Source organism: Adhaeretor mobilis, assembly GCF_007741515.1.
Lineage (GTDB): Bacteria > Planctomycetota > Planctomycetia > Pirellulales > Lacipirellulaceae > Adhaeretor > Adhaeretor mobilis.
The window spans coordinates 2,868,582-2,889,397 of the sequence record NZ_CP036263.1 but is presented as its reverse complement, the minus strand read 5'-3'; the positions used below and the strand labels follow the sequence as shown (position 1 = coordinate 2,889,397).

The window sequence follows — 20,816 nt, the reverse complement described above, 5'->3', positions numbered from 1 at the left end:
TATCTAATGGATTGGCGTCACAGTCGTCCTGACTAGGCTCTTGAGCCAATTTCGAATTGTTCTACGAAGCAGTGCGTCAGCATGCCATTGCAAAGGTGAAAGCTTAATGCATCAGAGTACCGAAATGGCCAAAGTGTTGTGTGTTGTGCTCAGGAGGCGGACGAACTCTGGATTGGTTCCCTATGCCTTGACATCCCCGACAAAGACAAGGCCGTTAATGTATGATACCCGCAGAACTTCCATGGCGATCTCTAAGGCTATGTTTTGTTGAAATTTGCTTAATTTGGTTTTTTATTTATTCTCTTTTTTCGACAGGAGTCTATCGTGACATTTAGGTATGGCATTCTGATTGCCGCAACTGTGCTTAACTTTCTTGCGTCGTTTACTAACAACGCGTGCGCTGATGACGGGAGACGATTTGATCCCGATGCACTAGAGTCACGCTTCTCGTCCGAAGTGTTTGGCTATACGCATCGTGAGGGCTTTAAAAGTCAGTATGGTTATCGCATTCCGTCAGTTATTGTGACTGGAGATGATGTTGTCCTGGCGATTATCGAACGACGCCACGGCTTGGGGGATCATAGTGAAAACGACATCGTTTTACGCCGTAGTGAAGATGGAGGAATGACCTGGGGCGAAGTGATTGTTATCGACGATCGTGGCGACCACTGTTTGGTTAATCCTTGTGCCGTTTTAATCCCCAAAACTGGGCGTGTGTTAGTCATGTATCAGGACTATGCCTCCGATCGGCATTCAGTTGATATTCCACACAAACACGTCAAGCAAGTAGAGCCTGGCTATGAAGGTAACAACGTCGTTAGAACATTTGTCTCCCACAGCGACGACAAGGGAGAGACTTGGTCCGAACCTCGCGACATATCAAGAGGCACAAAACGTGACGGAATTGGTCCCGTAGGGTGCGGGCCAGGCATTGGGATAGTTCTCAGTAAGGGTAAACATGCAGGGCGCATTATTATCCCGTTTAACGAGACACTTCATGTTGAAAACGACATCCGGCAATACCGCGTCTATGCTTCGTATAGCGATGACGAAGGAGATACTTGGCAGATTGGAGAACCTGCTCCATTCGATGAAGAAAACTACCAAGGAAGTGGGGGTGAAGTACAAATGGTCGAACTATCAGGCGGTCGGGTCATGCTGAATAGCAGATCTTACCTGGGAAAGAATTATCGCAAGACGAGCATCAGTGACGACGGAGGCAAGACATGGTCTCCCGTTGTGGATCAGGAGCAGCTGCCGGAACCAGTTTGCATGGGCAGTATATTGCGAGTAAAGCATCCCGGCGATTCTGAGGAGTTTTTATTGTTCAGCAATCCCGCTAGCAAGGAAGCACGTAAACAGGGAACGATTTACGCCAGCTACGATGATGGCAAGACTTGGCCAGAGTCATGGCTCATCCAACCACATGAGTTCGCATACAGCTGCCTGACTCAATTCTCGGATGGGTCGATCGGCTGTCTCTACGAAGGCAAGGGATACAAACGAATTATTTTTACTCGCTTTTCCCTGGAAGACTTTTTTAGGAACGCTGTCAAAAATAAGTAGTGTGCAGATTTAGAAGAAGGCTTGTGGAGGTGTTCGCCTGCCACAACTTTGAGCACCATGGAGAGTTTGGTCATGAATGCGGTGTTTGAATTGCACATAGTTATATCAAAGAATTGCTACTAACCATCGAAGTGAAAATGATATTAGTCAGAGTACATTTGTTTTGAAAGTCGACAAGAGCGGCAGTCTGTCAAACCTTCTACATCGAGTATGGAAGTTGGAGCGGATCGCGTCCAAGAAAAGTGATTATGCGCTGTACGGAAACCCCGAGCGAGATCACTGGGAATCATTGTTGACCAAGTTGCACAAAACCTAAATTGAGTGGAAGTTGATTCGTTAATTGAGGGGTGTTTCAAGTGGAGGAAGAAGGTTGCGGATTCCTGAGTGAACCACTTTAAGACAGCTCCGTTTGTCACTTGCAGGTCACCTAAGCTTCCCTTCACCTGATTGCTTTAGAGATGGAAACAAAGAGTTGCCTGGAACTGCTAAACTCTACTATTTATGAAAAACGAAGATGCATGACCAAGAGAAACGAGTGAACCTTATGGTTGATCCCTCTACTACGAGATGTTGGCTGTTGCACCCCGATGAGTAGCAAAAGCATTCTTAATAAACATGGTGCTTCGAGCTTGATCAAATTGGGTATGCAGGGAGCAATAATGTTGAAGAGTAGAAGCTGTACTCTTACTTGACAATGGATGCATCCTGTATGGGGTTATCGCCCTGGTCGGAATTCGTTCGGGAACATGAGGGGATGCGAGATGAATTCCGGGCGTGAAGGCGTTGTGGCCTTCCCGCGTAGACTGACATCTATCAACCAAAATGCAGTGCAAGTTTCGTGAAATATTCTGCAAGCCAAGCCAACTTAGCTCAGTGCCTTTCTGTAGCAGTTACCTTACTACACGCAACTATGTCTACTCCTGTGGCTGCTTCCCAAACAATCGTTGCTTTAGGTGATTCAACTACTGCTCCGCGCAAAGTTGGAGCTAAGCAAACTGGTCGACCACAAGGCTTCTCAACTCAAGGAGCTAACACGAATAGCTCAACAACTGTTTCTCACAATTTGGTTTCTACAGTCGACAGCACCTCCAAGATGCTTTATGTCTACAGCGACATTCTACGCGATGAGCTTCCGCGATACGACTACAACCTGAACTCAATAAGTAACGAGGGGATCGGTGGCAACCGAACAGATCAAGCGCGATTGCGTCTAAACAAGGATGTGCGAGCTAAAGATCCTGATGTTGTGATTATTCAATACGGAATCAACGACTGCTGGGTCGATGATGGCATTCCAACAGGTCCGTCGAGAGTGCCATTGGACGCGGGCGATCAAGTTGATCATCCAAATGCCTCGAGAGGTAATTATCTAAACAATCTGACTGATATCGTACAGTCGCTAAAAGCAGACGGAGCTAAGGTACTTATTATGACGCCCAGCCCGGTTTCGTACACCAGGAACCCAAAGTGGAGACTCGATCGAGAAAGGCTATACGCTGAAGCTGCGCGTAAGGTTGCAAGAAACGAGAAAGTTATGCTTGTCGATGTGTGGCAGTTATTTCTGGATTACGATGCGCAGCCAGGCCAAAACCTCGACGATTTGCTGATTGATGCACAGCACCCTGGAGCACTAGGACATCGCATGACAGCTGATGCATTGAAGGACATACTGCTAGTACCCGTGCGATAAAGCCGCAACATTGTTGTGTCTTGGTTCACCGTGAACTGGGATCCCATCCGTTCATTGTTAGCGAGTTACAGGCTGGCAACCCAGTTCGCTAGGCAGTGATAGAATTCTTTGGTGTCCAGCATCGAGAATAAGCGACCCAACGTGTTGAAATAGACTGTTGTCTTTTTGCAGTCGTCAGCGTCTGCATCAGACGCTCGGCTACAAGACCCCAGAAGCATTCGAAGCCGAATGTACCCCGCATCAGCGGCATAATAGAACATCTGGCCCCCGCTGTCCGCAAGTCGTGGGCTATCGCGAAATGAATATGCGCATCTTTGACGGACACTACCTTTCTGAATTCCAAAGATTCAATGAGGCGATGGCAAATCTCTTGGTGCAACAGATCGAAAAGAAACGCTCATATTGATCTTCTCAACTTGATCCTAGCAATTGTCACCAAACATTCTACGATTGGCCCACTATAGTCAACGAATTTTCGGCTTCCAAATCTCACAATGATTGGTTTCATCTCATGCGCCTTGTTTCTTCCTCGGACAATATATGCCGCCTCTTCATAATAACTTTAGCAATAGCTGTGACATCCATTGCCTCCAGTGATGCTTATGTAGATGCCGAAGAGCCAATTCGAGACATCACTGAACTGCTCCCCTCTGACGCCAATTTAGATGCCATAGTGGAGCATCTGCTGCAAGCGAGGAGAAACGCAGGAGTTACGCGTGGATTGGCGCTGCAACTGCGTGATCTTAGCCGAGAACGCGCCTACATGATCCAAATGGCATTGCTAGATAAATTGTTGTCTGATGGCGAAAAACTAATCGGATGGAAGATGGGAGGCACCCTAACTACAACGCCGGAAGACACGCCCGATCCCATCTTTGGATTTGTGCTTGCTTCCGACGAATATCGGTCGGGGAGTACTGTTCCAGTGAGCCGTCTCGCCATGAATACGACGCACGTTGAGGCTGAAATTGGTTTTTGGATCGGCAATGACCTGCCAGGCCCTAAGGTCAATCGCAAAGAATTAGAATCCGCGATCGCTGGCGTAGGCGGGACGAGTGAATTGATCTCGGTCAGAGTGCGTGCGGCTGATGGAAGTCGCAAGGCAAGTACGGAGTTGGCAATTACCGATGGCGTAGCCCACGGTGGCATTATATTGCCACAAAAATGGGCGTCTCTGAGCCAAACAAATCTTCTAAAGGAATCCAGTAGAGTAAAGATCAACAATAAAGAAATCGCCAAGGGGCACGCTAAGGATATGATGAACGGAGATCCCCTTGCTGCAGTCATGGCACTTGCCAACTCGTTGCCCAAGTACGGTCGCCACCTCCGAAAGGGACAGGTCGTAATCATAGGGTCGATGCTGGCTTCGCCGCCTGCGAAAGCGGGCGATCGAGCGGAGATTCTATTCTCGACATTCGATCCGCTCAATGTCAGCTTCATTGAGCACAATGCATCTGCTGACCTGCCGGAAAGAGAATAGCTAATCGGCAACGAGTGTTTCTAGCTCTTGATTGCGTCAATGAGCCTCTGAGGTGGCCCAGAGTTCATGGGCGCGCCGACACCTTATATTGGTGTCTTGGAAGCGTATCCCAGGAGAGCCACGATGGCGAAGCGGAAGAGCAAATCGACCAAGCGGTCCCGTAGAACTTTCACGAAGGAATTCAAGCAAGAAGTCGTGCAGATGTTGCTTGACGGCCACACTGCCAGCTCGGTGTCGAAGAACTTAGGCACTGATAACACGAATCTCTTGTACCGCTGGAAAGGCAGAACTGGTAGCCGAGGGCCAAGTCAGTGTCCGTTCCGCTAATTGCATCTTCTTTCTGAGCCGCCCGCGAAACGGCTGTCATTGGGCGCTTCAAACAGGGCCAGTGATGGGCGCTTCAAACGAGACACTTCCAAAGGAAGTTTGAAGGGCAGAAGGAAAAAGGCCGCGTGGAGTACAGCGTTTCTTCAATACGTCCTATTTGGTTAGGGTTTTAGATGCGATGGTTGTGTTACCGAAGCCCTGTGGGGGACTCGGATGTCCCCGAGTGCGGTGAGCGATCTGAATCAGAATCTGTACGAGAGGATTGAGCAGTGGCGTCATCGCCCGATCGAGGGCGAGTACGCCCATGTCGCATTGGGTGGCATCTGGCTGAAACGTTTTTGGGGCGGCGAAGTCAAGAACGTGGCCGTGTTGTTAGCGATTGGCGTGGACCAGGAAGGCTATCTCCAAGTATTGGGTGTCTGCGAGGGAACGAAGGAAGACGCTGAGAGCTGGAAGAACTTCCTCAGGCACTTGAAGGAGCGCGGAATAAAAGGCGTGCAGCTGGTAACCAGCGACAAGTGTTTAGGGCTGGTGGATTCACTGGCTGAATTTTACCCAGAAGCGGCTTGGCAACGCTGCATGGTGCATTGGTATCGCAATGTGGCGTCATCTCGGTTCCGACAACGAAGGTGAAGTAAGTGATGGCGATGCTCAAAGCGATCCATGCCCAAGAAGACCGCGAGGCGGCGGAGAAGAAGGCTACTGACGTCGTTGCGAAGCTGAAGGGGATGAGGCTGGCCAAGGCGGCCCGCTGCGTCGAGGAAGAAGCGAGCGAGACGCTCAGCTACATGGCTTACCCACGCGAACATTGGATACGGATTCGGACGAACAATCCTCTGGAGCGGATCATGCGTGAGATCCGACGCTGGCCTCGATGTGTGTCCGACTGCGGCAGTTAGAGGACATTCTTGCAAACCCTATCTATTTTCAGGAAGGCCTTAGTTCCATCCAGCCTGGCAGTTTGCGTTACTTTGATTTTAGATGGAAACTCCCTGCTTAAAGCGATAATGCAACTAATAATCAATTCATGCAACTGGTTGGTGCAACTTTCGATTGACAATAGTGTCAAGTTATGTCATCATACTGGGCACTGGATACCTTATCTCTCTAGGCACAACCTAGGCTCAACATTTCTTTTTTCAGATATGGGAGAGTGTTATGTCAATCAATTTTGGATCCATGACTAGAGGGTTCGGAAAGAACTGGCCCAAGAATGTATGCAAGGTGGTCGGTGGCGTTAGTCTGTTAGCTGTGTTGCTCGTAAGTGTGAATGAACCTCAAGTAGCTCGCGCAGCCATCATAGATGCCACGCTTATCGAAGACACGTATCTAGAGGCTCCACAGGATGTCAATTATTCGTCGGAAGAGGTCTTGAAATTCAGGACGTTCCGCTCCGTGTGGCGGAATCCTTTGATTCAATTTGAACTACCCGTGTTACCTACTGGACAGCAAGTGGTTGGGGCGGAGCTGATCCTTACTTCAGCACAAGACACTAAAGGCGAGGGTGGCACTCCAGACATTGAAGTACTCGCAACCGCTACGCCCATCGACATGGCCACTGTTACGCATGAAAATTCGAATCCTACTCTGCACACCGGAGGCCAGCCATTTGTGTCGCGGTTGCTCTGGACAGGACTTGTAGGAGACTTCAATTCTGACGGCATAGTTGAGGGAACAGACTTTCTGCTTTGGCAACGCAACGCGAGAGGCAGCCTCTCCGATTGGGAAGCCAACTATGCTTCCCCGAACCCGCCCAGGGTTTGGAGCGACTTTTCGACTGAAAGCGTTATCGCAGGCGAAGACTTTACTACGGGTCAAGTTGTTAATTATGCGGATAACGATGGAGCGGATGGAATGCTCAAGTTTGTCCAAGATAATATTAGTGGTTCCACTGCGGTAATCGTTAATTTTGGCCTTGGATTTGTCAGCCGCGAGGGTGAGGACGGGACAACCTCCGTAGGGTGGAATATTCACTCCAGTGAAGGCGCTGGCAACGCGCCCATCCTACGTCTCACTACTGAGGTGGTCCCTGCATCTGCAATTCCGGAGCCAATAGGTGGATTGCTTTTGGCATTTGGGCTTATGGCTCTTTCGGCAGTTCGCTTTAAGACAAACTAGATGCACTTCAATCAGTGCTAAACAAGGAAAGGAATTGTGCAATGGGACGTTCCAGCTGCATCGAATCCCGGCAAGATCATGCGAGGTTTGGCTCGATAGTTCCCTGCGAATGTTCGGTCACATGAGGTGGCCCAGACTTGACGGGCGCGTGAACCTCTAAGATGGTAGGCCTTGAAGCCCCATTTTAGGGGGGCCACGATGGCCAAGAAGAAACGCTCAGCCGAGATGCGGACCCGTCGCACGTTTACCCGTGAGTTCAAACAGCAAGCCGTCCAGATGATGGTCGATGGTTACTCGGCCAGCTCGGTTTCTGACAATCTGGGCATTGGCAATACGGACTTGCTCTATCGCTGGAAAGCAGAGTTGGTCAGCGAAAGCGGCCCCGTGACCGAGACGCTCGACAAAGAAGTGAGCCAGCTTCGCGAACAATTGCGACGCACCCAACGCGAACGAGACATCCTAAAAAAAGCGTTGGGCATTTTAAGCCAGCAAGAGTAGCCGAGATTTATCCAGTGATTGGTGTGCTGTCCGAAGAGGACTTTGAGGTGAACCATCTGTGCGGGGCTCTCGAGGTATCGCGTAGCGCCTACTATGGCTGGAAGACCGCATCGCCCAACCTCTACGAGCAACTAGACCAGCGACTCGGGCCGATGATCAAAGACGTATTTCATCAACATCGCAGGCGTTACGGTGCCCGCAGAATCGCTTGTGAACTTCAGGAGCGAGGCGAGCGGTGTAGTCGCAGCAAAGTGCGTAAAATTATGGACCCAATGAACCTCCTTGCGATCCAGCCCAAGTCTTTCAAGCCACGTACGACCCAGAGCAATCACCGATTGGGCTACAATTCCAACTTGCTACTCGAAGGCATTGAGATGGATCGATTGAACCAGGTCTGGGTAGGTGACATCACCTACGTGGCGTTACAGAGCCGGTTCGCTTACTTGGCGCTGCTGATGGACCTTTACTCGAGAAAGATCGTCGGCTGGTCGTTCGACGAGAACATGGAAGCCTCGCTGGTGATCAAGTCCTTAAAAGATGCCATTGGGAATCGGCAACCGGCAACAGGGCTCATTCACCATTCGGACCCTGGCGGCCAGTACGCAGCCAAGGAATATCGAGCCATTCTATCCCGCGCTCAAATGCGGCAAAGCATGAGCCGGGCTGGAGACTGCTACGACAACGCCTTCATGGAATCTTGCTTTGGCACCCTCAAGACCGAATTAGAAATGGCAACTTACCAGAGCTATGAAGAAGCACGCAGAGAAATCCAAGAATACATCAACTACTACAACGCACTGAGACGACATTCCTCGATAGATTACCTGTCACCCAACCGATTCGAGACAACCTGCCAGACTTAAGGGATGACGCGCCCGTCAAGTCTGGGCCACCTCACGCAACGCCTCACTCACCAACGGCGTCGCTAAGGAATCGCTCATGGCCCAACCGACTATCTTGCGGCTAAACAAGTCGAGTACCGTCGCCAAGTAAGCCCAGAGAAGGTGTCGAAAGAAGACCAAGGAGCCATCGTGACCTAAGCGGGAGGGTCTGTTACAATCTCCGCACCTACCTAGCGCTGCAATATTCGACCGCCAAGCGACGCACTTTTCAAACGCTATTCACAAACCAGACGCCTCCTCGCCCGAGCAATCTTCTCGGGCAGCAATCTAGTGTGCCAACGCGATAAGCCCTTGCAGATCGACAAAGCGCAACAAACATCTGCCTGCGGCGACTTCGCGAAATGGATCCTTCGGCGCAACACTTGTCCAGCTCGCAGGTATTGCAGACAAGTCGCCCTTGTCGTCGTGGAAGTAGACTCGATCTTCGCCCCAGTTGTGGCGGTACGTGACCAAGGAATACTCACGCCCCTGGAGCGGATGAAACGGATGCGTCACCGCGAAGGTTCGCTCTTCATCAGACAAATCGGGTGCAATCGACTGCTTTGTCCAATGCCTATGTCGAACGGCTGATAGGCTCGGTGCGACGGGAGTGTCTCAACCAAGTGATTGTGCTAAACGAAGCCCATCTCAAGCGATTGCTAGCCGAGTACTTTGAATGCTTCCATCAGCATCGCCCGCATCAGGGCATTGATGGCGATGCGCCACACGGGCGCTCGCGGGAGCCGCCTGAGATAAGCGCAACCGTCGCCACGCCTTTCTTGGGCGGGCTGCACCATCGGTACGCACGCGAGGCTGCTTGAGCGCCCATTCTTCTGAGCGTGCGTTCTGTCTAGCGGTCTGCGCGGAGTGTAAAATCGGGAGATTTTGGCTTGTTGCTCGTCTACTTTCTGGTCCATGCGTTGATGAGTAGTGGCTCGCACTGAGCTGAATTGCGCTCTGCAACTTGACTGTTTCCAGGCGGATGGATTATTCGGTAGGGACACCTGGAATAACATGTCGTTTGTACTACTGCTCTTGTTGTGCGCTCCATTTTGTGAGAATATTCTTAGCCTGTGCGGCACGCACATTCCAGCCAGTTGCAGAGACTTCATTTAACTTATTGCGAACATGGTCTGACTTATCCAACCATGGATAGACGGGCCACAATGAACCAACCCCCCATGCCTCGCATCGCAGTCTCTCATGCTGTTTTATTGAGATGGGGCGAGGATGAACCAGTACCGGGTGATCACCAAACTTTGCAAGCAGCGTTTGGCGTTGCTCAGCCATTGCTCCCCCTTTCAAGGTAATCGCGATAAACTCTAACGCCTCCTCTTCATTGGAGATCGTCTTCAAATGCTTTTGGCTTGCAAGATAAGAATACGCCGATGCTTCGTAATATTCAAAGGCTTCGAGCATTAGTTCGGCTCGTTTCTTCTGCTTAGAAGTCTTTGTTTTGCCAACTGTCAACTCAAGCAGTTCCCTGCTCCGTTGAATAATATCTTCGGATACCAACTCCATGTACTCAGGTGAATAGAAATTCAAATACTCGCGATTCGAGGAGGTAAACCATTCTCCATTCGCAAGCTCGGAACTTGTCCAAAACTCTTCCCAAAGTTCGTAATATTCAGCGAGAAGTGGGGCGGCTTCCTTGCCGACACAAGCCGTGTACCAATCATCAAGTAGCTTGTCGATATCTTCGTCGGGGTTCCATTGCAATTTAAGCGCTAGATACAACTTTGGCCCTTCACCCCAGTTCGGATAGACTTCTGCATAATGAACGCGGACCCCTTGTTGATTTGCATATCGATAGTTCTCGGCCATTTGCCGAAAATATATGCGTGGGAGCATGTAAGGAGTGCCATAAAGATATTCGTAAAATCCTAACGTTGGGCTGGCTTTTGCCCAAGATTCAGTTAGCTCATGACCACGTTTTTTAAGACTCTGATCAAACCATCTCATCCGGTCTTGCGTGAGGCATGGGACAAGCCGTTCATGCAATTCCACCTCAGTCGGCGGCATCCCTACTTGATAGTATGCCAGACACCCAAAGTACTTGTCCGGATGCGACTTGAGTACCTCTGTTACGACTTGATTACACCACTCGAAGTAGCGATCGGAAACGTCACGGACACCTAAGTGATTATTTTCTCCCGTATCTCTTGATTGACAGGTTGCGCACTCACAATCCCCGCCGCTGTCATTCACTGCCAGTGAGAAGGACGTCGCATCTGGATGTGCACAGAAGAATTCATTAATGTTCTTTATGGCTTCCTCCGTAATACCTTCTGCTGTAAGGCAAGGCTGCCAACCGCCAAGTACTCCTTGGCCAGGCAGATACCGTTTGCCATTCTGAATCGGAAAGAAGTGCGGATGAGTCTTAACGTATTTCTCAGCTGGAAAAAGATGCAGCAAATTGTGGTGAAAGCCAATTCGACTTCGCATGCGGTTGCGTCTTGCCCACTCGTTCTGAACTACATTGGGGAACCCGCTCATAAACCGGGAAATACTAGCCGGTTCTTGCCGTATGCTTTCCTCTGGTCCCAAGATTTCTGATTGTTCAGGAACATGGGTACCATCCTCTCCTGGTAGCAACCACCTAACTCCAACAAGTTCTTCAAGAAACTCGCATACCCCGAATTCCGTTCCCCAATCTGTTGCCCCAGCAATTACAAGGTTCTGTTCGTCCACTGGATGAATCACAAACCCATCGGCGTCTAGCTCACTCAATCGCAAACTGAACTGCTCCGCGAATCGCGTTCTCCCCACATAAATGCGAGAGCCCTGCAAGGGAATCTTTGATTCTTGTACTACTTCCAACGTAGCCGCTGTAGATTCTGCGATATATTCTGACAGCAATGCCGCAGTTTTTCGGTTCTGGATCGAAGCGTCATCCGGAACTACGATCACTCCTTGTGCTAGATGATCTAGGACAATAGGTATTCCTTTGCCATCAGCTCGAATCGGAACATCCGTAACGAGTACTAGAATGATTGCGACACGGCAGAGACGCGATTCGGTACGCCTGGGCAGCGCTTTCGCAATGAAGTCTCTAAGTCGAGCGCGGTCCCACCGCCATGCTGGCGTTGTCAATTCCATGAATGCACTTTGAGAATCTCTAAGGGGGCGTTGATAGTAGTAGGCCTGATAGATGATCGTGGTCTTGCTCATCGAACTTTCCAGGGCGCCTAGCCCCGGACTGCTGCAAGAAGTACACAACACAGGACCTATCGAGTTAGTCGGAGGAAATGTCCATTCTCATTTCCAAGTTCTCCAGTGAGCAAACTCACTCACTACCTGATGATCCTTCTATTCGCGACACTACTAGAATCATTCTGCACCTATTTCGCCCATTTCTGATACGTAAGTAAGCAAGTCTGCCATCTCTTGAGGGATCATATCTTTCTCTATTCCTTCGGGCATCATTGATCGACCAGTACTTTGAATTTCTTCGAGACTATTCCGCATGAGGACATATGCCTTGCTGTCCTGGGACAGGAGCGTGACGCTGGAACTCGATTCCCGTACAAGAACGCCGGAATAGCTGCGTCCATCCGAAGTAAACGCTTGATAGTTCATATATCTTGCGTCGATGGCTCGGTTTGGATCGAGAATCGACTCTAAAATCGCTTCTGGTGACTTATTGGTGAGTGCCGATAAATCAGGCCCTACTGAATGACCCCGGTTGTCTGGTTGATGGCATACAGCGCAATGTTTCTTGAAAACGGCAGCCCCCAAATTTGCGTTACCTTGGAGCTCAAGCACTGGTTCCCATTGGCGAATAATCTCTTGGCGATCCGTGTTCGAAGAGTCGGCAAGGATCTGGTCCAGTCTTTCTTGCAGCTGATGACCAGATTGGGAAGCAATCCTGCCACGGTGATTGGCATCCAATTCACTGACAGAGATGCCTCCTGCCTCGATCCGGTCTAGCAGGAGCCCCGTCCAATCAGGGCGACTCAATAATATGTCAAGGACTTGACTGCGCAGTTGAGGCGAGAAGATTTCCCATTTGTTTAAGACCTGCTTTCCAACATGACTGCCACCTAATTGAGACAATGCATCGAGCGCAGCGGCCTGGATTGCAACGGGCACTTGAGGGGCCAAGATCTCGGCTAGCAACTCACGATCTTCTTTGATATTCTTGCCCTGATGCCCCAACAACTGCAGTGCGTGAATGCGACCACTAGTAGACTCATTTGGATCGGCGGCCATCCGACGCACGTTTGCGTATAAGAGTTCGAGGCATTCTACACTTTGGTTGTTGTTGGATTCGTCTGTAGAAATAAGATCTCCGAGCGATTCTTGACGGGACCATAACTTATCGCTCAACGTGACTAAAGCTCCCAACTGCCAACTCGCGTACCCTTTGGCACCTGGCGTGGCAATCTTTCTGAAGCTATTGGCTGTCACGGCTAACTGCTCGTAACCAATAGCTGCCTCGAGGAGTCCCCCAAGTAAACTCTCTGGCAAATCGCCATTAGTTGACAGTATGGAATCTAGCATCGCTCCTACATTGTCAGACCGAGCTGAACTGATAATGGCAGTTAAGATGAGCGGTTCAGAAGCATTTTGCAGACCGATTTGAATGAGTGCCTCTGCAGCACGGGGATCGTGCCATTCACCCAATGTGCAAGCTAATTGCAGTTGGACATGTGGATCACCGTCTCGAACCATTTCAGTCAACTTCAACCCCAGATGTGGCGCTTGCTCAAACTTCTTCTCTGCTAACCGCACCGCTCCACGTCGCACACCAGTGCTGGAATCATCAAGTGCTTGAAGGACCACCTGGGAGCGAAGTGCTCCCAGACATTCCAGGGTCCACATAACCTGCAGTCGACAGGCTGCGATATCGCTACTGGCAGCCTTCTCTTCGAGCAGTGGTACGAGACTTAGTCGATTCTTCCAGACGATATATTTTTGAGCCATATCCCGAAGCGTGCCGTTGGGTTGTTCTAACAGGGATACTAATTCCAGATCATTCATCTCGTCTAACCTTGGAATCGGGCGAGATTCTTGTTTCACTGGAAACACGCGGTAAATGCGTCCCATATTTTCGCCCTGGCGAAAATCTAGTTCCGCATGCTGCTCTGACGGAATGTAGGCGGGATGATCAATGATCTCTCGATACATATCGGAGATCCAAAGCGCACCATCTGGCCCAGTGCGAATCGTATTTGGACGGAACCAGGTATCGGAAGAAGCCAGAAATTCAGAATCTAGCTCTTCTGGTGCCCTTTGGCTAGAAAAAGTAACGCTGTCAGGTTGTACTACCTCGCGATGGATCAGATTATGCGCTGGCTCACTAACGAAAGAGTTTTGATAATAATTTGGTCCGAACGACTGGTCACGGAATACGATCGTGCTGTTGGCTGACGTAATCCGACCGACTTCCGAAGCATGGAAAAAGACTCCCTTACTACTACGAGAAAAAACGTTCGACTTTCCAGGAGTGATGGATACGTCACGGAGACAGTTGGGTGTCGCCATGTGCGGGTTGCGTCGAAGGTACTGATCCGCCAACACGAAATGCCACATGGGATTCCCGTTGGAAACGCCGAACCAGTTGCCCCAATCGTCCCGATTACGGCCGAACTGAGTACTACCCAACTGCGGGTCGATTGCCCCTTCATCTGGTCGAATTCGAAAGTCGCGGCCACGAATGCTAAGTTTTTCTCCAGTCTGAACTGATTGAACTTCCCCAACGCTACTCAAGCCATTTGCACAATAGAGCCATCCATCAAGACCCCAGCGGAGGCCGTTGGCTCGCAACTGAGGGTTCCCTTCCGTAAGGCCCACGTAGAGTGGCCTCCGCAGATCGGCATGACCATCTCCGTTGGTATCCTCCAGGTACAGAATCTCGGGTGCGGAAGTGACAATCACCCCATCCCGCCAGACCGATATGCCATTGGGAAATGGAATATCACTGGCGAATATTATCGACTTGTCGAATTTGCCATCGCCGGTAGTGTCTTCCAAAAACTTGACTCTCCCCCCCGGCTTGCCCTTTCCATCTAATCCAAGCGGGTAGTCTCCCATTTCGACCACCCAAAGTTTTCCGTCAGGGCCCCAATCATAGGCCACCGGATCAACAATGAGTGGTTCCGAAGCAACTAGTTCGATTCGGAATCCTTCATGCAAATGAAAATATTCGAGTGATTCGCTGGCAGTGAGTGGGCCAGTCACTGTTTCAGGTACATCCGCACTTGTGTTGGCAGGCCCCAGATGCGATGCCTGTGATAACTTAGGCTCCTCGTTTTGACTACGTTTCGCTACGGTATGGAGCAACTTCAGAACAGCCTCTTTTATCTTTGGCTCTGCTTCCACCTCCAAGCAACTTGAGCGGGCCCGCCAGGTCGTGTACCCCCCCAGTGCGTGTTGATCGGGAGGAGGGATATAACCTTCAGCGCCATTTGCCAGGGTTACATTAAAAGTCGTCGATAGAGGGCTCAGCTTCTTAAGTTCAAGCCCGGTGCTGCCAAATACTTCGTTAGGAATAGCCGTAATACCTAGGTCACCTATTCGAATGGCCTGTAGCTTCAGCTCCCGTGTTGGTGGCAACTGGTTTAGGGCAATTGTCTCTCCGGCATACACCTCGGCAAGAGATGGAGCACAGTTGTTCTCCTGTCTAGCGGCGTCCTCAAGAATTGCCTTGGCCTTACCCACTTCCTCGGCGTTGGGCGTGCGGACGTCCAATTGCAACAACTGCTCCTCCATAACTAGTGGAACCCAATCGTAGTATTGGATTGATCGGTAAGCTTCGTATGCCGCTCGTGCCACGTCTTCCGCTACACTCTTTCGACTGAACCTCCGAGGTGGCTTACTCTGGTCAAGGCACCAAGCATCTCCGCTAGTGCCATTAGAAAGCATCGCCACGAACGGTTGTGACGGTTGCTCTGTGCCGATTAGCTTCACCATTTCGTTGCAGAACGCACCAAAATAATCAGCCGAGACTGCTGGGCCACCAACATAGTGCATCGAATAATTCGCCAGCAAAGCCAGCGGTCGGCCATCGCGGGTTTGCACCGCCAGGACGCCCACATCCGGATCAACTGGACCAGTAGGACGTATCGCGTGGGAATTCCCATACCCAGGATGCATCTGGGCGCGTTCATCGGTCGCCCCAAACGGATTGACTCGGGCGGTCCCCGGCTTCATCAACCAACGACGACTAGCAACGTTCTTTTCATCCCTCCCCATTGCCCAACCGATTCGTGCAGGAACCAAGTTTTCTTGAGCCAGCTTGACTCCTTTAGCGATTTGCCCTGGCAGGAAACGGCTATAGGTTTCGTCTCGTCGACTACCAAGCACCGGCATTACTGAGGGGGCAGAATGCGTGTGGGTGGCGGAAATGAGTATTCGCTCAGGAGGAATGCCAGTTGCTAGCTGCGCCAGTCTCTTCGCCTCGTCGAGTAAAACACGAGGCATCATGCAACTGTCGACCACGACTATGGCTACTTGTTCTTTATCGTCATCAAGAACTAGGCAGCGGGCGTGCAAAGAATCTAGGAGAGTCTGCGCCGAATTCTCATTCATGCCGCCATTTACGACTACCGGAAACACGGTAGGCGAGACGTCAATGGCAAACGCGCCTGCCTGGAAACAACTTGGAGATGTCACACCCGTCTTATCCTCGGGCTCCTGACGCTCCAACACAGGTGCCTTCCCCAGCGGCCATAGTTCCCAGCGACGGATCAGTATCTCTGCCAATTCCGACTGAATCGTAATCTTTCCTGCTGTCGGTTCAGCGTCGAATCCTTCATTAACGATTGTGCCATTGACCTTAATGACAATATGTCCCCCGTCGCAGATCACCTCCATACGTGTCCACGTGCCCTCGTGACTCTCAATATCCTCTGCGCCTCGAAAACCAAGTTCGTCTTTCCAATCCGGGTCGCGGCCGTACCAGTTAATGCGTCCGCTAGTGAACGTTCTGCGCTCACCTCCTTGCTTCCAAACCGTCTCACCATCGTGATCTTTAGTCACTTCAGCGGTCAGCGACAGCGGCTCAACCGGGCTTCCGTCGTCATGAAGTCCTGGAACGACGATAAAATCACCGACACCCCCTTCGATGATCTGTGCTTCAATCGAAGCCATCCAGGTATCGTCGTAAGCTCCGTCGGGCCCATGGCAGTGGATTAGAATTCCGGAGTCTCGGGCGAGATCCTTTCGTTCAGCCCAGGTTCGCAATCCCCATTTGAATTCACAGATTAGATGGTAATCCCGGAATGCCTGCTTCGTGCAGATCCCGCCCCAACCGTCTCCCGAAATACGAAGCAGACCATTGTCAACGGTGAAGACCTGACGTGGATCTTCATATTGAGCATCTCGCAGCCAGGTGTACAGGCCTGCAAGGTCTTTACCGTTGAAAAGCCGGATAACACCGTCGGTTGGCGATACTGGAGGTACTTCTTCAAATTCCTTGGCAACAGCAGTAAGTGATACGGTCAAGCCCAGCATGAAGGCTAAGGTTGACGTGGCAAGCCAGTGAGACTGAATGCTATTGCTCGCAGTATGGTAGTACTTTTGGTACATCTGACGGCCTTTGCCCTTTTACTATCATTCGCTTTCCACTGCGTTTCTGAAAAAATGTTCGATAGGGAAACGAGTAAAGATCATGCGTCGATAATCTTTGCTTTCATAGAAACAGCCAATTGAACCATCCGAGAACTGGACCAAGCTGCTATAAGCAAATTCATTGGGTTCGAGTACCCACGACTCCGACCAAGTTTTGCCATCGTCGTAACTCGCGTAGAGTGTACCCTGCTTCCGTGCTTCCTTGCTCGCAGGACAACTAAACAATAAGCAATGCTTGTCCTCCTCGCCTGGTAACTTCGCACGAAGAATGCTGCCCATACAGACTGGTTCCGGTAGCTGTTCTTCATCTATTACGGGCGACCAAGTCACGCCTCCGTCGACACTGACACTCGTCTTACGGTAGAAATTCCCAAGTGACGACCGACTATTAAGCATTATGCTGCCATCAGATAATTCGACCATCTGAACCTCACCGCCAGATCCTTTGTATCGCTTGTCAAAAGGAGCAGGTTCGCCGACCTGCCATGTTTCACCGCCATCGTCGCTGAAAGCAGCGTAGACGTTGTAGTGCCTAAGGTCATTCTCGTCGTACCAAGATTCATTGTATGGCATGACAATTCTTCCTTGATGCTTGCCGGTAGATAAGACAATCCCAATACCGGGACCACTGCCGATGGCACCAATGTTCTCTCGTTTCGTGCCTGATGTAACATCCCGAGGCACCGACCACGTTTTCCCATCGTCGTCGCTGTGGGACAGATAGGTCCTTACAATATCGTCACCTTCGAAACCAGGTTCGACTTTCTTAACTCGTTGGTGAGGAATGTCTACCGAGTGGCGATCTGGGGCGTAGTCTTGGTACATCATCAAGACTCGTCCACTCTCGGGAATCAGAACGGCGCAGGGATTACAAAGGCAGCGATCTCCTTCATCCGCAATAACAATGACATCTCCCCAAGATCTTCCCCCATCCTCACTGCGACGCAATACGATATCGTTATGCGCATGATCGCCGAGACCATTTCGGCGTTCGATAAAGGCCAGAACGGTATCATTGTTGGTTGCTAACGCAACCGGTATGCGATACCCGTAACGACTCTGGAACCCGTCACGATGGGTGTATCCAAAGACATCTGATGAAAAGCGAGACTCTAAAGCATCCCGGTCAAAACGCTCCTCTGGCGAGGTTGCGGCAAGAGCCGAACGTATAGAAATCGAGACAATGAGGACAAGTAAAATGGAAAACGTGATTCTAGTTAACATAGGTTTTACAACTTTCAAAGTGGAGTTCTTGTCAAAACGAAAATCATCACCAGTTATCTCAGAGATTATTCCCAAGAGCTTCGGCTTAAATGAGTCATTGATGATCTTCAGTTTAGATCGCCATCATCTGACCCATTGCGATCATAGCGCAATCTGATCCATCTAATATTTGAGACACAGTCCTCCACGCACCAAAACGACAGAAAGATCGACTGGTCATCCAGTCGTACAAGGCTGGGAGCACCGAATTTCAATGCACGAAATTCCTCGACGAGACTATGGCCAACCTTTCGAGCAGCAAGAAGTGCCGGCTGCCACAAGCATTGCTGATACACCGTTTGCCACCTATTTTTGCTGTCTATTTCAACAATGCATGCCCATAGTCCTGGCTCATCGGTGCGCCGATAGACACACAAGACTCTATTCTCTTCCAGATGAAGAAGCTCTGGGGTCTGGCCACACAGCGCTGTGGGCTCCGGTTCTGAAAATTGCAGCGAATCGCGCTTTGCAACCGCAAAGTGGTTAGTTAGATCGCTCCTTGTGGTCTCAACATGAGTCCAGGCCGCGGCGAGCAATCGACCTTGATCGATCTCGCATATTTTCTGCTCCCAGAACAAGATTCGTTCGTCCACGCGATTCATTACGTCGACAAACCGCGACCAGCTTCGCCCGCGGTCTTCTGACACAAACGCCACTGCCTTCATTCCATTGGGTTCTTCTCCATCCCAACCACGCCAAGTCGAAGTGGGCAATAACCAACGTCCGTCGGACAATTCAACAATTGGAGAACATAACTCGAAAGTAGGCCCAACTAGTGGCGGCTCGATAATCTCCGGTCCGTCCCAGATAATGCCAGCGTCATTGGATCGGAACAAAGACAATTTGGTCGGGACGTGACCAAGGTTTTTTGGGTTCGTTGCGCCTACACGGGGATCAAGCCGTTCTGATTCACTCAACAATAGAACGACCTCTCCATCTTTCATGCAGGAGATGCGACAAGTCTCCGTGTAAGCTGGCAACTTGTCGTGAAGAGTGGTAGGTGTAGACCACGATTTGCCATCATCATCCGAATGACACAGATAGACTTGGCTATCTGTAGATTCCATTGCAGATCCCAAAACAAAACTCATAAGGAGTCGATTGTTTTGCAGCAAGACTGCCGAAGGATAATATGCTTGGATCGATTGCAGATGCGGCGATAAGTTTCGATAGGCTAAGCCCGTTTCTAGAATTGTTAATCCAGAAAGCCTAGCTGCACTGCCTGTGCTTGCTTGTCTCGAATCCTGGTGAGTCACAATTGAATCCACTAAGGCGGGAGTATATTGCCGAAAGTCACGCACTCGTTGCTGTATTTAATTATCAAGAGAAACCGAAACTACGGCTTACAAAGATGAACTGGAATCACTTGGTTCTCAACCTGAGTTTTCTCCTGGGTAGCTTGATCCACTAGCATGTTACCGAGCAATTGGATCTGTCCATCCTCATCGACATCAGGTGCGACATAGGGATAGCGGGCCTTAATTGGTTTTCTCCCGCCGCCAGAAATAATCTGCACAGAATCACGTTTTGCTAGTGCCTGCAATGCTTCGTCTGCAGCATCGGCGTAAACGTGATTCCGACATAAAAAAGCATCAGTCTCTTCGTGCTCCGACTTAATGCGTCGAACTTCTTCGACGATGTGATCACGCTCGGGAGAGAGACAGCAGATAGTCAGCGCATCGAAGCCGAGTCCTCCAGCACAGAGTTCCTGAGTAATGCCGGCAAGCATAGCGTTGTCACCATGTCGCCAGTCGTCTCGCATGAGCAATACCAGACGTTCGCATCGCTCATCTAGAGCATGGCGGGCCATCAGCCTACCGATCTCAAATTGGTCTACATCAACCGAGGATAGTTTTGTGACATCCGAATAAACACTACCAAAGACCACGGCAGGCAGACCTGACTCTTCAATTAACTGCTGCATAGGACGTGTACTGCGGATAAGAATCAGGCCTTCCTTAGATTTGTTTTCCTCCGCTATCCGGCCTACAAGTCGATCAAGGTGGCGTTGTGATTCGAAAGAAGACACATAGTTTACCTCGATAACGGCCTGGGGCATGGTGATGCCCAAGTGCTCTACCAATAGCTCAGCAGGAAACGTTGCAATGCGTTGATAATCCATCGACATCACAACATGGACAATTTCCAAGGGGCACCATCTCTCTGGCGTAACTTCAAACTTGGAACCTACGAACGTGCCCGCCCCCCGCTGACGCACTAAAAAGTCTTCTTCCGCCAAGTATTGCATTGCGCGATGAACCGACATTTTGCTAGCCTTAAACTGCTTACCAGCCTCCACAGCAGTCAAGTAGCGGTCTCCAGGCCGCAAACCTCGACGACGTATGTCATCCTCGAGTGCGAACGCAAGGCGTTTAATGTTTGTATTCTCAGTAGCAACTATGCTCATTGCAGACATCTA

14 protein-coding genes and 1 pseudogene are annotated in these 20,816 nt (G+C 50.4%); 9 read left to right on the top strand and 6 right to left on the bottom strand.

What is annotated here, in order from left to right; genetic code table 11:
• Window positions 1-324: 324 nt before the first annotated feature.
• The 8 genes and pseudogenes from HG15A2_RS11380 (at window position 325) to HG15A2_RS11340 (ending at window position 8,542) form a co-directional block, all read left to right on the top strand.
• Window positions 325-1,566 carry a sialidase family protein gene (locus HG15A2_RS11380; protein ID WP_145060372.1) on the top strand — a complete coding sequence of 414 codons (1,242 nt, stop codon included), beginning with the start codon at window positions 325-327 and terminating at the stop codon, window positions 1,564-1,566.
• 910 nt (window positions 1,567-2,476) lie between these two features.
• On the top strand, window positions 2,477-3,256 hold the full coding sequence (locus tag HG15A2_RS11375; protein ID WP_145060371.1) for an SGNH/GDSL hydrolase family protein: 780 nt from the start codon (window positions 2,477-2,479) through the stop codon (window positions 3,254-3,256).
• A gap of 574 nt (window positions 3,257-3,830) precedes the next feature.
• On the top strand, window positions 3,831-4,736 hold the full coding sequence (locus HG15A2_RS11370; protein WP_145060370.1) for a 2-keto-4-pentenoate hydratase: 906 nt from the start codon (window positions 3,831-3,833) through the stop codon (window positions 4,734-4,736).
• A 66-nt stretch (window positions 4,737-4,802) separates the two neighbouring features.
• Entirely contained in the window at window positions 4,803-5,063 is a 261-nt protein-coding gene (locus HG15A2_RS25125) for a transposase (RefSeq protein ID WP_145060369.1), read from the top strand.
• A 186-nt stretch (window positions 5,064-5,249) separates the two neighbouring features.
• Window positions 5,250-5,944 (top strand): annotated as a pseudogene (locus tag HG15A2_RS25265) (IS256 family transposase); the annotation flags it as partial.
• 277 nt (window positions 5,945-6,221) lie between these two features.
• Window positions 6,222-7,181 carry a hypothetical protein gene (locus HG15A2_RS11350; protein ID WP_145060366.1) on the top strand — a complete coding sequence of 320 codons (960 nt, stop codon included), beginning with the start codon at window positions 6,222-6,224 and terminating at the stop codon, window positions 7,179-7,181.
• Between the two features lie 198 nt (window positions 7,182-7,379).
• Window positions 7,380-7,679: a transposase gene (locus tag HG15A2_RS11345; protein ID WP_145060365.1), complete on the top strand. Its 300-nt coding sequence runs from the start codon at window positions 7,380-7,382 to the stop codon at window positions 7,677-7,679.
• Window positions 7,680-7,693: 14 nt separating this feature from the next.
• Entirely contained in the window at window positions 7,694-8,542 is an 849-nt protein-coding gene (locus HG15A2_RS11340; RefSeq protein ID WP_246117942.1) for an IS3 family transposase, read from the top strand.
• 306 nt (window positions 8,543-8,848) lie between these two features.
• Here HG15A2_RS11340 and HG15A2_RS11335 read toward each other — a convergent pair whose 3' ends face one another.
• Complete coding sequence (locus HG15A2_RS11335; RefSeq protein ID WP_218932511.1) at window positions 8,849-9,076, bottom strand: DUF5372 family protein; 228 nt, start codon at window positions 9,074-9,076, stop codon at window positions 8,849-8,851.
• Between the two features lie 32 nt (window positions 9,077-9,108).
• Here HG15A2_RS11335 and HG15A2_RS11330 point away from each other — a divergent pair, with 32 nt between their 5' ends.
• Window positions 9,109-9,381, top strand: a complete 273-nt coding sequence (locus tag HG15A2_RS11330) for an integrase core domain-containing protein (RefSeq protein WP_145060362.1) — start codon at window positions 9,109-9,111, stop codon at window positions 9,379-9,381.
• A gap of 205 nt (window positions 9,382-9,586) precedes the next feature.
• Here the strand turns inward: HG15A2_RS11330 and HG15A2_RS11325 are convergent, their stop codons facing one another.
• From HG15A2_RS11325 to HG15A2_RS11305, 5 genes are all read right to left on the bottom strand, one after another.
• A complete protein-coding gene (locus tag HG15A2_RS11325; protein ID WP_145060361.1) occupies window positions 9,587-11,731 on the bottom strand; it encodes a DUF4838 domain-containing protein in 2,145 nt (714 codons plus the stop codon).
• A gap of 159 nt (window positions 11,732-11,890) precedes the next feature.
• Window positions 11,891-17,092, bottom strand: coding sequence for a PVC-type heme-binding CxxCH protein (locus HG15A2_RS11320; RefSeq protein ID WP_145060360.1), 5,202 nt, complete (start codon window positions 17,090-17,092; stop codon window positions 11,891-11,893).
• A 24-nt stretch (window positions 17,093-17,116) separates the two neighbouring features.
• Window positions 17,117-18,358: a sialidase family protein gene (locus HG15A2_RS11315; protein WP_145060359.1), complete on the bottom strand. Its 1,242-nt coding sequence runs from the start codon at window positions 18,356-18,358 to the stop codon at window positions 17,117-17,119.
• A gap of 107 nt (window positions 18,359-18,465) precedes the next feature.
• A complete protein-coding gene (locus tag HG15A2_RS11310) occupies window positions 18,466-19,464 on the bottom strand; it encodes a sialidase family protein (RefSeq protein WP_145060358.1) in 999 nt (332 codons plus the stop codon).
• 269 nt (window positions 19,465-19,733) lie between these two features.
• Window positions 19,734-20,804: a GntR family transcriptional regulator gene (locus HG15A2_RS11305; protein WP_218932510.1), complete on the bottom strand. Its 1,071-nt coding sequence runs from the start codon at window positions 20,802-20,804 to the stop codon at window positions 19,734-19,736.
• Window positions 20,805-20,816: the final 12 nt, after the last annotated feature.